Raw genomic sequence first — 13,124 nt, 5'->3', positions numbered from 1 at the left:
TACAGGCCATACCCGGTCGGGGCAGTCTCACTCCCCGCTGTCGTAGCCAGGTGACAGACTGTGCGGGTGAGTGCGCGCATCAGGAACAACGTCAAGGTCGTGGGGGCTGCCGACGGTCCCGTGGTGATGTTGGCTCACGGCTTCGGATGTGACCAGACGCTGTGGCGCTCGGTGACCGACATCCTGGCCCCGAATTTCTCGGTCGTGCTCTTCGATCACGTCGGATCAGGAGCGTCGGACCCGGCGGCCTGGGATGCCGACAAGTACGCGCCGCTGGAGGCCTACGCCGACGACATCATCGACATCGCCGAGGAACTCGACCTCCGTGACGTCACGTTCGTCGGGCATTCGGTGGCGTCGATGATGGGCGTTCTCGCAGTTCAGGCGGCTCCCGAGCGATTCTCCAAGCTCTTTCTCCTGACGCCGTCTCCGCGATACATCGACGACGGTGACTATCGCGGGGGTTTCAGCCGCGAGGACATCGACGAGCTGCTCGAGTCGTTGGACAGCAACTATCTGGGCTGGTCCGCTTCGATGGCACCGATCGTGGTCAATGCGCCGGATCGGCCGGATCTCGAGAACATGTGGTCCGCGAGCTTCTGCCGAACCGATCCCGAGTGCGCGCGGGTGTTCGCCCGCACCACCTTTCTGTCCGACAATCGCGCCGATCTGGCCGGGGTGACCCTGCCCACGATGATCGTCGACTGCGCACGGGATTCGTTGGCTCCGCCTCAGGTCGGCAGATACGTGCACGAACACATCGCCGGCAGCACTCTGAAGACGCTCGACGCCAACGGGCACTGCCCGCACGTCACCCAACCCGAACAGACCGCCGAGGCGATTGCGGCCTTCGTGAGACCGGCGTAATGCACGAGCTGGACATCGAGGATCTGTACGAGAACGCGCCGTGCGGTTACCTGTCGGTCTATCCCGACATGCGGATCGCGAGGCTGAACGCGACGCTGGCGGGCTGGCTCGGCTTCGAGGTCGACGCCCTGATCGGGACCGACTTCACCCAACTTCTCACCGCCGGTGGCCGCATCCACTACGAGACCCATTTCGGTCCGATTCTGCGGATGTACGGTCAGCTCGACGGCATCGCGCTCGATTTCGTGACGTCCGATCGACGTCGGCTGCCGGTGTTCATGACCGCGAACGTCAAGACCGACGAGTCGGACACGCCGGTGCTCATTCGCATCACCGCGCTCGACGCCAGGGACCGTCGCACCTACGAACGCGAGTTGCTCGAGTCCCGGACGCGAGCAGAGCTGCTGGCCAAGACACTGCAGCGGTCGCTGCTGCCGCCTGCCCTGCTGCCGCCGTCGGGAATGACCGCTGCCGCGCACTATCACGCGGCATCGAGCGACGAGGTGGGTGGAGATTTCTACGATCTGTTCCCGCTGTCGGACGATCGCTGGGGATTCTTTCTCGGCGACGTGTGTGGCAAGGGTGCGTCGGCTGCAGCCGTGACGTCGTTGACGCGGTACACCCTGCGCGCTGCCGCGGTGTACGACCACGACCCGGTCGCTGTACTGCACAATCTGGATTCGGTTCTGCGACAGGAATTCCGCGAGAACAACGCGCAGTTCTGCACGGCGGTGTTCGGGGTGCTCAGTCGTTCGGCCGATGGATTCGAGGTGTGCATGGCCAGTGGCGGTCATCCGCCGCCACTGGTGATGCGTGCCGACGGCAGCGCGCACTACGTCCACATGACGGGCGGGCAACTCGTCGGAATTCTGCGTCATGCGCGCTTCGTGCCTGCCACCGTGACGTTGAGCGCGGGCGACACCCTGATGCTCTACACCGACGGCCTCACCGAGGCCAAGGTGGGCACGGGTCGATACGACGACGAGGGCGCGCTGTTGGAATTCGCGACTGCCCACGCCCCGGCGTCGCCTGCAGTCATCGTCGAGGACCTACGGGTACTGCTGACCAGCTTCGGCGACGGCTTGGCCGACGACGCAGCAGTGATGGCGCTGGGAGTGGGGTCAGTCGAGAGCGGCGAGAGCTGACGCGAGATCGGCGTGCAGCGCGAATTCCTGATCGAGACCCATCAGTTTGATCGGGCGGCTGGTGGTCGGCCCATCGGCGACGACCGAGAAGGCAACGGTGTCTCCGTGGTCCTTCTGCGTCGACGCCAGCACGGTCATGGCAGCCGAGGCCAGAAACGAGACCTTGCTCAGATCGACGATCAGGGCAGCCGGTGTGGTCGAAATCTGTGCTTCGATCGCGGACGACAGCGCGGGGGCCGTGGTGACGTCGAGTTCACCGGCGACCGCGATGACGGCTGCGCGCCCGTCGTTGCTGGACTGGATGGAAAATCCGGCGGTGTTCGTATCGGCTGGCATGTGTGTACTCCTGAATCGTTACCCGACGCGCTCGTCGACGGGGTCTGCGGTCCATTCAATCAGTAGGTCCTACCTGAACGTGACCTGCGTTCCTCTGAGTGCGGGAGCGCCGACCGTCGTGGTCCAGGACGGCACGGCGTCGGGCTCGATTCCAGTGGCCCCGCCGTAGACGACGGCCAAGGTCTGTTGCTCGGTGACCGAGTTCGCGTACGAAGCCGGTACGGGGGAGAGCTGCGGAGCCGGAAGTGACGGAAGGTCCTGCTGCCCGGGGTTTCTCGACGGCACCTGGTACGAGCCGTCGTTGGGGGAGCCGCCCGGGTACTGCGGGAAGTATTCGCCCGCCGAACGGTCGAGGGGGCTGGGGCAGCTCGGGGGCCGGTTCTGCTCGAACAGTCGCGGTTCGTCCTGGTTCGGCAGGTACCGCCCCTTCGGATTGACGAAGGGCATCGAGACGTTGATGCCGGGATGCTCGTCGCCGACGCCGGTGACGATTCGGCCGCGTCTGGCACCCTCGGCGAATTGGGCGACGGTGCAGCCGACAGCCGGGGAGAACTCGGCGAACACCTCGAGCGCCTCGCGTGAGTTCGCGGCCAGTCCGATGATGTCGGCGGAGTTGGCGTCGAGGAAGTCAGCAGTCGTGCCCGAGGCCGACGTGACCGAGGAGTACAGCGTTTCGAGTGCCGGGCGCTTCTCGACGACGGTGTTGCCGGTGGTCCGCAGGTTGTCGAGCGCGTTGATCAGTGCGGGTGCCGCGTCGGCGTAGGTCTGCGAGAAGTCGGCCAGTCCGCGCAGGTCCTCCTGAATGGCCGGAAGCTCGGTGTTGAGCCCGGCAAATATGTTCTCGAGTCGGTCGATCGTGAGGCCGAGTTCCTCGCCGCGACCGCTCAGACCCTGCGCCAGCGCACCGAGGGTGTTCGAGAGGTCCTCCGGCGGCACGGCCTGGAGCAGCGGCAACAGGCCGTCGAGAACCTGTCCGACCTCGATGGCGTTGCCGCTGCGATCCTGCTTCAACACCGTGCCCTCGGTGATCGGCGTCCCGGGCCTACCGTCCGGCAACTCCAACGCGACGTATCGCTCGCCGAACAGTGTCTTCGGCAGCAGTCGCGCGGTGGCGTTCGACGGAATCATCTCGGCCATGTCCGGTTCGATGGCCAACTCTGAGGTCACGACGCCACCGGACGTCGTCGCCGATCGCACTTCGCCGACGATCATGCCGCGAACCTTGACGTCTGCGTTGCGGGGAAGTGCGTTACCGACGGAATCGGTCTCGAGGGAGACCGTCACGACGTCCTTGAACGTCTTGTTGTACGAGGTGACGCTCCACCCGACGAACATGACGATGAGTACGACGAGACCGATTCCGAGGAGTCGGTTCTGGACCGGTGAGGGGGAGCCGGTCATGGATGAGTCGCAACGACGACAGCAGTCATGTCGCGAACCTTAGTGGTACACAACGTCACACTTACTACCGAAAATTGCTTTGTGAGATGGACCTAGCACTTCGGTAACAATGTGATGTGAGCCACTAGTTCTCAGTCGGCGATCAACTGAGGCGCATGGAACCAGCCGCCCTGTCCGCCTTCACGCTGACGGCCGATGACATATCGACCCGGAGCGATTCCGGTGGCTCCGTGTTCGGGGTGAATGAGGTACGCCGTCTGCGAGTTGGCCAGAATTCCCAGGGCGAGACCTCGGACGTCGTGGACGGGACTGAGCCACGTGCAGATGCCGCCGTCGGCGACCAGGCTGTGCGGGTTGCCGCCCGCAGCGCTGCGCAACAATTCGATTCCCGTCAAGGGCACATCCTCGCGACGGGTCTGCTCGGTGGGGACGACTATGCCGTCGAGCAGTACGTACGGTACGACGATCAGATCGCCCTGGGCTTGCAGGCCGTCGATGACGGGCACGGAGATCTCCTTGTCGAGATAGTCGAATACGTCGAGGCCGGTGAGGTCGGTCAGTGCGGACAGCGTGATGTTCGAGTTCATGTTTTTCACCTTGGGTGTGTTGTAAGGGTGTGGGGTCAGGTTCTGCGGAGTAGTCGGCCGTAATCGGCTCCGGCCAGACCGTAGGTCCAGCCCGCGGCATCGACCGCGGACGAGAACGCGCCGGGGACGCGAAGCCCGTAGCGTCGGCGCTCCCCGTCTCGTTCTCGAGAACCGTTGACGGCAAGCAGTATTCGACCCTCGTCGCCCCATCCAGCGGGCGTGGCGAACAGTTGCAGGGTGCAGCCGGGGTTACCCGGGTCGTCGTCGGTGTCGACCAGTCGTAAACCGGCCTGGTCCAGATAGGAATCCCAGCCGATCCGTTCGATGGCGCTTCGCCGGATCTCGACGTTGCGTTCGACGGTGATGCGTTCGACCGTCGGATCATGGATCACCCAAGCGGGAATCACTGTCCCGTTCAGGACATGGACACCGCTGCCGTCGCCGAACTCGACCGCGGGGGAGGTCGAATGATGCAGTCGCACTTCGCCGTGCACCGGATCGGGAATCGGTTCGGTGTGCAGAGCCGTCGGCCGTTCGGACATCACTGCGATGTCGTCGAACGCCCACCACCATCCCGTCGACTCGATGAGGGCGGATTGAATGTCGAGAAGCTCGTTGTCCTCGCGCCCGAACGTCATGAGGCCGAAAGAGCGATAGATGTCGTAGTAGGCGACGCGATGGGCTTCTTGTTGTCCGTACCAGCTGACGGTGCCGAAGGGGTGCGGAGCGAGGGTTCGGACAGCCGTGGCCACTCCGTCGAAGAGGCTGGTGTGCAGAGACTTTCGCACGGTTCGGCGAATGATCGGATCGGGACTGATGCCGGCGCGGGCCGCGTCTGTCGGTGAGCGGCGTGCGACATCGATACGCGCCTGCAGATCACGCTGTGCATTGTTGTCGGAGTAGTAGTACTGCTGTGGCCATTCGATCTGTCGTCGATCGATTCGCTGGTCCATTCGTCGGCGTGAACTCGACAGCAGTGATGCGATGAGGGAGCCTGCACCTGCGCTGTCCGCTATCGGTCGAGATGTCATGAATTCGGCGGCGGCTGCAGGAGATGCCACCCACACGAATTTCGGCTCAGGACGCCCCGATCTTCGATACAGCTGTGCCACAGCCGATTCCGCGGCTGTTCTGTCGGAGGGGCCGGCCTTCAGGCCGTAGGCGAGCCATCGATCGCGCTGCGCGCAGATTGCGCGAATGCTCTCGGCATAATCTTCGGGATTGTCACTGAATGTGCCGCGACGGGGAAATGTCGACGGCATCGGCACGGCGCTCACGTGAGGGAGGCGGTGTCCGCCTTTCCGGTTGTCATGAAGAAAAGAGTGACACGAGAATGGGATGAGCGCAAGGCACACGTGCACGAAACTTCGTAGCAGGGGTCGAGGTGTCTCTTGGTCGTTCCTGCAGGCTCCACTCCTACCCGCTCACGTGGGTCAGCCGCGCGAGCGGAGAATCAACTGGGCCGCGCTGATGTCGTCGATGACGAGGTCGGTGATCAATCCGCCGCGCAGCGCGGCGGTGAGTGCATCGAGTTTGGACGCCCCGGCGACGATGCAGACTCGGCGCGGCACCACCTTGAGTCGGTCCAGGCTCGGTCCACTCGATCTGTCGTTCAACGCAATTCGATCGTGGCTGCCGTCGGAGCGCAGGAACACGGTGGCAATGTCTCCGACGACGCCGTCGCGCTGTAGCTCGGCTCGATCCTCGCGCTCGAGATAGCCGGCGCTGTAGACGTGACTAGGAACAGCACTGCTCATGACGCCGATGCTGAACACGGCGAGGTTCATCCGGTCCTGCAGTTCCAGTACTCGCTTGATGCTCCGCTCGCGCCACAGGTGTCGGCGGGTTTCGGGGTAGTCGAAGAATGCGGGAACCGGAAAGCCCTGCGCCACAGCGCCGTAGGCGTCGGCGAAAGTTCGGACGATGTCGGTGGCGTAGGAGACCCCGGTGGTGCGGGTGTTCGCTGCGCCGTTGAGCTGCACGACGGTCGAGTTGTGGGTTCGTTTGGGTGCGAGCTTGCGACTGACGGCGCTGACGGTGGTTCCCCACGCGACGCCCATCACCATGTCCGACTCGAAGAACGACGTCAGCAATCGGCCTGCGAAGGTGGCGACGCGGTCGAGGCGCTGCAATTCGTCGACGGTTTCCGACACGGGGACGACATGTGCACGAATGTCGTACAGATCGGCGAAAGCCCGCTCGATTCGTGGTGCCTGACCGAGAGGGGTGGAGATCTTGATTTCCACCAGTCCCGATGCCCGCGCGAACGTGATGAGCCGGGAGACCGTCGAACGAGATACGCCCAGCTCACGGCCGATCGCCGCCATCGTCATGTCCTGGAAGTAGTAGAGGCGCGCTGCCTGGGTGGCATGGCCGGTCCGCAGATCCGATTCGGGTGCGATGCGTTGGTCCGTCACCATCGCCAGTGTACGACCGCTTTGCACATATGTGCATCAGCTGTGCAACGCAGTGCAGGCCGTCTACCGTGGCAAACAGCACGCAATGTGGCGTGCATCACCAACTTTGCGGAGGCTACACAATGGCTCGTAAGGAACCGGAATGGGGACTACCGGCGCACATGGCTGCCGAGTTCGCCGGAACCATGATTCTCATTCTGTTCGGCGTCGGCGTCGTCGCGCAGGTCGTCTCGGGCGGTGAATCGGGAAGTCTCGGAGACCACGACTCGATCGCCTGGGCCTGGGGGCTCGGCGTGATGTTCGGCATCTACGTCGCGGGTCGGATCACCGGCGCGCACCTCAACCCCGCGGTCACGATCACGTTCGCACTCTTCCGCGGATTCAGCTGGAAGATGGTTGCGCCGTACATCCTCGCGCAGACCGCAGGTGCCTTCGTGGCCGCTCTGCTGGTGCGCTGGAACTACAACGACATGATCAACGCAGTGGACCCCGGGCACACCACCGCCACCCAGACGATCTTCTCGACGCTTCCCGGTAACGGAACTCTGCCGGTCAGCGTGTCCTCGGCACTGATCGACCAGATCATCGGTACCGCGATCCTGCTGTTCCTCATTGTGGCCGTGACCGATTCGCTCGGCACCGCGCCGATGGCCAACATGGCACCGCTGATCGTCGGCCTCATCGTCGTCGCCATCGGTTTCGCGTGGGCCACCAACGCCGGCTACGCGATCAATCCGGCCCGAGATTTCGGACCTCGCCTGGCGTCGTACATCACCGGATACGGTGGAGCCTGGCGAGATCAATACGGCGGCCTGTACTTCTGGGTCCCGATCGTCGGACCTCTCGTAGGCGGACCGATAGGAGTGTTCCTGTACGACCTGCTCATCGGAAAGAACCTACGCAAACAAGAAGGTTCGACGCCCGAGCCGCCATCACGACTCCCAGCAGACACCCAGACCACAGGAGAGAAGCCATGACCGAGTTCGCAGGAAAGTACGTCGCCGCGATCGATCAGGGAACCACGTCTTCACGCTGCATGATCTTCGATCACGCGGGCACCGTCGTCGCGGTCGATCAGAAGGAACACCAGCAGATCTTTCCGCAGGCCGGTTGGGTCGAGCACGACGCGTCGGAGATCTGGGACAACGTGCGCGCTGTTGCGGCCGGTGCCATGGCCGCAGCGGATCTGACGCGCGAGGACATCGCCGCCGTGGGAATCACCAACCAGCGCGAGACGGCGCTGGTGTGGGATCGCGCAACGGGCAAGCCGATCTACAACGCCATCGTCTGGCAGGACACCCGTACCGATCGCATCGCCACCGCGCTGGGCGGGGGCGATGCCAACAAGTACACCGCCAAGACCGGTCTGCCCCTGGCCACCTACTTCTCCGGCCCCAAGATCAAGTGGATCCTGGACAACGTCGACGGTGCACGGGCGAAAGCCGAAGCGGGAGAACTGTGTTTCGGAAACATGGACACCTGGGTGCTGTGGAACATGACGGGCGGTGTCGACGGCGGGTTGCATTACACCGATCCGACCAACGCCTCACGCACCCTGCTGATGGATCTCGACTCCCTGCAGTGGGACGAGAGCATCTGTGCAGACATGGGCATTCCGATGTCGATGCTGCCCGAGATCCGCTCGAGCTCCGAGGTGTACGGAACCGGCCGTGAGCGCGGACCGTTCAGTGGCGTGCCGATCGCCGGAATCCTCGGCGATCAGCAGGCAGCGACCTTCGGGCAGGCCTGCCTGTCTCCCGGTGAAGCCAAGAACACCTACGGCACAGGCAATTTCGTGCTTCTCAACACCGGTACCGAAAAGGTGATGAGCAAGAACGGTCTGCTGACCACGGTCTGCTACAAGATCGGCGACCAGCCGACGGTGTACGCGCTCGAAGGTTCCATCGCCGTGACGGGCTCGTTGGTGCAGTGGCTGCGCGACAACCTGGGCATGATCTCCTCGGCCGCGGACATCGAGACCGACGCACGGTCGGTGGACGACAACGGCGGTGCCTACTTCGTCCCCGCCTTCTCCGGTCTCTTCGCCCCGCACTGGCGATCGGACGCCCGCGGTGCCATCGTGGGATTGACGCGCTTCGTCAACAAGGGGCACCTGGCGCGTGCCGTTCTCGAAGCCACCGCGTATCAGACGCGTGAGGTGATCGAGGCCATGAACGCCGACTCCGGCGTCGATCTCGAGGTGCTCAAGGTCGACGGCGGCATGGTGGTCAACGAACTGCTGATGCAGTTCCAGTCCGACATCCTGAACGTCGACGTGGTCCGTCCCGTCGTGGCCGAAACCACTGCTCTCGGAGCGGCTTACGCCGCCGGACTGGCCGTAGGCTATTGGGAGAGCGAAGACGACATTCGCCAGAACTGGGCCGAGGACAAGACATGGACCCCGTCCATGGACGAAGACCAGCGGGCGAAGTTGTACGCCGGCTGGAAGAAGGCAGTAACACGAACTCTCGATTGGGTTGATGAAGAATGAGTTCCACCACAACGGCCATGAGTCCTCAGGCACGCGCAGATGCGCTGGCGAGGATGGAAGCCGAAGAGCTCGACATTCTGGTGATCGGCGGCGGCGTCGTCGGTGCCGGAACTGCACTGGACGCCGTGACCCGCGGATTGAAAGTGGGTCTGCTCGAAGCGCGTGACTACGCGGCCGGCACGTCCAGCCGCTCGAGCAAGCTGTTCCACGGCGGTCTGCGCTACCTCGAGCAGTTCAACTTCGCGTTGGTGTTCGAGGCGCTCAAGGAGCGTTCGCTGGTACTGAACAAGCTGTGCCCGCACCTCGCTCGCCCGGTGCCGTTCATCTATCCGCTCGAGAAGGTGATCGACCGTCCGTACGTCGGGCTCGGGATCGGCGTGTACGACGTCATGGGTGCCGGACGCGGCGTCCCGAGTCACCACAAGCACCTCGGCAAGAAGAAGACGCTCGAGTCCTTCCCGTCGGGCAAGCGCTCGGCGATCCGCGGTGCGGTGAAGTTCTACGAGGGCCAGGTCGACGACGCTCGGCACACAATGATGCTCGCTCGTACCGCGGCAGCCTACGGCGCGTTGTGCGCCAACAGCACTCGCGTCACGGGCTTCCTTCGGGAGGACGACAAGGTCGTCGGCGTCGTGGCGAGCGACCTGGAAACGGGCCGTTCCTTCGAGGTGCGGGCCAAGCAGGTCATCAACGCCGCCGGGGTGTGGACCGACGAGGTGCAGCAGATGGTCGGTGGCCGTGGACAATTCCAGGTTCGCGCCTCCAAGGGGGTGCACCTGGTGGTGCCGCGCAACCGCATCAACAGTGCCACCGGCATCATCACGCGGACCGAGAAGAGTCTGCTGTTCGTCATCCCGTGGGGTAGTCATTGGATCATCGGCACCACCGATACCGACTGGAAGCTCGACCTGGCTCACCCGGCCGCGAGCCAGAGCGACATCGACTACATCCTGGGCCACGTGAACAAATTGCTCGCCGATCCGTTGGACCGCACCGACGTCGTCGGCGTGTATGCCGGACTGCGCCCGTTGCTGTTCGGCGAATCCGATTCCACCAGCACCCTGTCCCGGGAACATGCGGTGTCCAGCCCGGTCCGCGGACTGACGGTCATCGCCGGTGGCAAGTACACCACCTATCGCGTGATGGCCAAGGACGCAGTCGATTCCGCGGTGCACGGACTCGAACGCACGGTACCGAAGTGCGTCACCGAGGACATTCCGCTCGTCGGTGCGGACGGCTACCTCGGCGCGTACAACTCCCGCGCTCTGACGGCCGAACGCACCGGTATGCGCGTCTCACGCGTCGAGCATCTGCTCGGCCGGTACGGCACTCTGATGGGTGAGCTGCTGGACTTGATCGACGCCGATCCAGAACTCGGAAAGCCGCTCGAGAGTGCACCGGAGTACTTGAAGGCAGAGGTGGTCTATGCGGCCAGTCACGAAGGCGCGCAGCATCTCGACGACATTCTGACCCGTCGGACCCGAATCTCGATCGAGGTTCCCGATCGTGGTGAAGCGGCGGCCATCGAGGTGGCTCGTCTGGTTGCACCCATCCTCGGGTGGGACGATCAGCATGTTGCCGAGGAAATCGAGCACTACCGGCTCCGCGTTCTGGCAGAACGGGATTCGCAGGAGCAGCCGGACGACGACACCGCCGATGCAGCTCGACTCGGAGCACCGGACGTGCGCGCCGGGGTGAGCTGAAACGAACAATGGCGGCAGTCCTCGTGACGAGGACTGCCGCCATTGTCGGCTGTTGCGGGGTCAGCCCTGCAGCAACGTGAACGAGTGTTCGCGAATCAGAATCGACGGCCCGCCTGCCTCGTATGCCTGATCGGGGTCGCTCGAAGTCGACTGAGTCCAATGTCCCTTCGGCAGAGTGAATTCCACGGTGCCAGGCGAGGCGTTGACCATCCACGCGAACGACGCATCGGACTCACCGGCACGCATGAGGACAAGAATGCTGTGCGCATTACCGTCCGACCAATCCTCGTCGGAGAGCTTCTCGCCGTCGGCGCGGTAGAAGTCGACGGTGTCCGGTCCGGCTCCTTCCTCGTCGGAATCGCTGTCGTGGCGGAACCACGTGGGGCGCAAGGCCTGGTGTTCGTCGCGTAGAGCGATCAAGTGGGTGGTGAAGTCGATGAGGTCCTGATCGGCTGTGCTCCAGTCGAACCAGGAGACCTCGTTGTCCTGGCAGTAGGCATTGTTGTTGCCGTTCTGCGTCCGGCCGAGCTCGTCGCCGCCGAGGATCATCGGCACGCCGGCCGAGAGCAACAGCGTGGCAAGGTGATTGCGCTGCTGACGGGCCCGGAGTGCGTTGACGCCCTCGTCGTCGGTCGGGCCCTCGGCGCCGCAACCCCACGAACGGTTGTCGGACTCGCCGTCCTGACTGTCCTCGCCGTTCTCCTCGTTGTGCTTGTCGTCGTAGGAGTTCAAGTCGGCCAACGTGAAACCGTCGTGTGCGGTGATGAAGTTGACGCTGGCCAACGTGGGTCGACGAGTGCTCTCGTAGACGTCCGGACTGCCGGTGACGCGTTGCGCCAGGGCGGGTAGTGCGCCGCTCTCGCCGCGCCAGAAGTCACGGACGTCGTCGCGGAACTTGCCGTTCCACTCCGACCATCGGGCCGGGAAGCCGCCCACCTGGTAGCCCTGGGTGTCCCACGGTTCGGCGATCAGTTTGACCGGCGCGAGCGTCGGATCTTGGTGTACCAGGCTCAGGAATGCGCTGTGCACGTTCAGGTCCGAGTCTTGACGCGTCAGCGTGCTGGCGAGGTCGAAGCGGAACCCGTCGACGTGCATCTCCGTCACCCAGTAGCGCAGCGAGTCCAGGATCAGTGCCAGGGCAGCGGGGTGGCCGACGTTGAGACTGTTGCCGGTGCCGGTGGTGTCGTAGTACGCGCTGCGGTCCTCGTCGACCAGACGGTAGTGCGAGCCGTTGTCGATTCCCTTGAGCGAGAGCGTCGGTCCGAGGTGATTTCCCTCGGCGGTGTGGTTGTAGACGACATCGAGAATGACCTCGATGCCGTTCTCGTGCATGGCCTTGACCAACGCCTTGAACTCGTCCACCTGGCCGCCGGTGTCGCCGCTGCTGCTGTACTCGTTGTGCGGTGCGAAGAAGCCGATGGAGTTGTAGCCCCAGTAGTTCCGCCGCCCCTCCTCGAGCAGATGCGAGTCCTGAACGAACTGGTGGATGGGCAGCAACTCCACCGCGGTGACGCCGATGCGCTTGAGATGTGCGATCGCGGCGGGGTGCGCCAGACCGGCGTAGGTGCCCCGAATATCCTCGGGTACATCGGGATTGGTGGCAGTGAAGCCCTTCACGTGTACCTCGTAGACGACCGTGCGATCGAGTGGTGTGCGCGGTGGCTCGTCGCCGGACCAATCGAAGTTCGACTCCACGGCAACGGAATACGGCATGTGCGGGGCCGAGTCCTCGTCGTTGCGGGTCTCCGGCCCGGCGTGGAGGTGGCTGAACACCGATTCGTTCCAGTCGACCTGACCGGTGATGGCGGTGGCGTACGGGTCGAGGAGCAACTTCGCCGAGTTGTGCCGCAGCCCCGACGCGGGATCCCATGGACCGTCGACGCGCAGTCCGTAGCGTGCACCCGGCGTGACGTCGGGAACCAGATCGTGGAAGACGTGGCCGGTACGCAGCGTCAACGGTGTTGTACTGCGCTCTGTTCCGTCGTCGTTCAGCACGACCACGGACACCGAGTCCGCGGTTTCGGAGTAGACGGCAAGGTTGGCACCGTCGTTCGACAGACGAGAGACGCCCAAGGGGTACGGGAGACTTGATGAGAGGGGCATGCTCGCGGCAGTACCCCCGTGGGGGATCAGCGAAACGCCTGCATACCGGTCGTTCGGCTAGTATTGACGCCGAG

Annotated in this window: 11 protein-coding genes; 5 read left to right on the top strand and 6 right to left on the bottom strand. The window is 64.0% G+C overall.

The genetic code is table 11. From position 1 onward, the window contains the following. Positions 1-66: 66 nt before the first annotated feature. The gene (locus QM615_RS12515; protein ID WP_283347386.1) at positions 67-867 is read left to right on the top strand and encodes an alpha/beta fold hydrolase; all 801 of its coding nucleotides are present in this window, start codon (positions 67-69) and stop codon (positions 865-867) included. Then, entirely contained in the window at positions 867-2,012 is a 1,146-nt protein-coding gene (locus tag QM615_RS12510; protein WP_283347385.1) for a PP2C family protein-serine/threonine phosphatase, read from the top strand. The genes QM615_RS12515 and QM615_RS12510 overlap by 1 nt, the downstream gene beginning before the upstream one ends. Here QM615_RS12510 and QM615_RS12505 read toward each other — a convergent pair. The 5 genes from QM615_RS12505 to QM615_RS12485 all read right to left on the bottom strand — a co-directional run bounded on the left by QM615_RS12505 (position 1,989) and on the right by QM615_RS12485 (position 6,753). Continuing rightward, a complete protein-coding gene (locus QM615_RS12505; protein WP_068054398.1) occupies positions 1,989-2,348 on the bottom strand; it encodes an STAS domain-containing protein in 360 nt (119 codons plus the stop codon). The genes QM615_RS12510 and QM615_RS12505 overlap by 24 nt on opposite strands. 69 nt (positions 2,349-2,417) lie before the next feature. Next, positions 2,418-3,749, bottom strand: coding sequence for an MCE family protein (locus QM615_RS12500; protein WP_283347384.1), 1,332 nt, complete (start codon positions 3,747-3,749; stop codon positions 2,418-2,420). Positions 3,750-3,880: 131 nt separating this feature from the next. Then, entirely contained in the window at positions 3,881-4,336 is a 456-nt protein-coding gene (locus QM615_RS12495; protein ID WP_068054403.1) for a DUF8820 family protein, read from the bottom strand. A gap of 35 nt (positions 4,337-4,371) precedes the next feature. Further along, on the bottom strand, positions 4,372-5,613 hold the full coding sequence (locus tag QM615_RS12490; RefSeq protein ID WP_068054406.1) for a DUF6745 domain-containing protein: 1,242 nt from the start codon (positions 5,611-5,613) through the stop codon (positions 4,372-4,374). A gap of 156 nt (positions 5,614-5,769) precedes the next feature. Beyond that, on the bottom strand, positions 5,770-6,753 hold the full coding sequence (locus QM615_RS12485; RefSeq protein WP_094638970.1) for a sugar-binding transcriptional regulator: 984 nt from the start codon (positions 6,751-6,753) through the stop codon (positions 5,770-5,772). A gap of 122 nt (positions 6,754-6,875) precedes the next feature. Here QM615_RS12485 and QM615_RS12480 point away from each other — a divergent pair, with 122 nt between their 5' ends. Genes QM615_RS12480 through QM615_RS12470 form a run of 3 tightly spaced genes read left to right on the top strand, consistent with a single transcriptional unit; the run spans position 6,876 to position 10,947 of the window. Then, entirely contained in the window at positions 6,876-7,730 is an 855-nt protein-coding gene (locus QM615_RS12480) for an MIP/aquaporin family protein (RefSeq protein WP_032379865.1), read from the top strand. Next, positions 7,727-9,244 carry a glycerol kinase GlpK gene (glpK, locus tag QM615_RS12475; RefSeq protein ID WP_094687540.1) on the top strand — a complete coding sequence of 506 codons (1,518 nt, stop codon included), beginning with the start codon at positions 7,727-7,729 and terminating at the stop codon, positions 9,242-9,244. The genes QM615_RS12480 and glpK overlap by 4 nt, the downstream gene beginning before the upstream one ends. After that, positions 9,241-10,947: a glycerol-3-phosphate dehydrogenase/oxidase gene (locus QM615_RS12470; RefSeq protein ID WP_094687541.1), complete on the top strand. Its 1,707-nt coding sequence runs from the start codon at positions 9,241-9,243 to the stop codon at positions 10,945-10,947. Before glpK ends, QM615_RS12470 begins: the two co-directional genes overlap by 4 nt. A 60-nt stretch (positions 10,948-11,007) precedes the next feature. On the opposite strand, the gene glgX is transcribed toward QM615_RS12470, so the two are convergent. Then, entirely contained in the window at positions 11,008-13,050 is a 2,043-nt protein-coding gene (gene glgX, locus QM615_RS12465; RefSeq protein ID WP_283347383.1) for a glycogen debranching protein GlgX, read from the bottom strand. Positions 13,051-13,124: the final 74 nt, after the last annotated feature.

The sequence above is a fragment of the Rhodococcus sp. IEGM 1341 genome (assembly GCF_030056895.1).
Classification (GTDB): domain Bacteria; phylum Actinomycetota; class Actinomycetes; order Mycobacteriales; family Mycobacteriaceae; genus Rhodococcoides.
Note: the sequence above shows the minus strand (reverse complement) of the source record. Positions and strands in the feature narration are given on the sequence as shown.

Coding starts and splice junctions, on each gene's coding strand:
- QM615_RS12510 (WP_283347385.1), top strand. CDS start 867: ATGCACGAGCTGGACATCGAGGATCTGTACGAGAACGCGCCGTGCGGT.
- QM615_RS12480 (WP_032379865.1), top strand. CDS start 6,876: ATGGCTCGTAAGGAACCGGAATGGGGACTACCGGCGCACATGGCTGCC.
- QM615_RS12470 (WP_094687541.1), top strand. CDS start 9,241: ATGAGTTCCACCACAACGGCCATGAGTCCTCAGGCACGCGCAGATGCG.
- glpK (WP_094687540.1), top strand. CDS start 7,727: ATGACCGAGTTCGCAGGAAAGTACGTCGCCGCGATCGATCAGGGAACC.
- QM615_RS12495 (WP_068054403.1), bottom strand. CDS start 4,336: ATGAACTCGAACATCACGCTGTCCGCACTGACCGACCTCACCGGCCTC.
- QM615_RS12500 (WP_283347384.1), bottom strand. CDS start 3,749: ATGACCGGCTCCCCCTCACCGGTCCAGAACCGACTCCTCGGAATCGGT.
- glgX (WP_283347383.1), bottom strand. CDS start 13,050: ATGCCCCTCTCATCAAGTCTCCCGTACCCCTTGGGCGTCTCTCGTCTG.
- QM615_RS12505 (WP_068054398.1), bottom strand. CDS start 2,348: ATGCCAGCCGATACGAACACCGCCGGATTTTCCATCCAGTCCAGCAAC.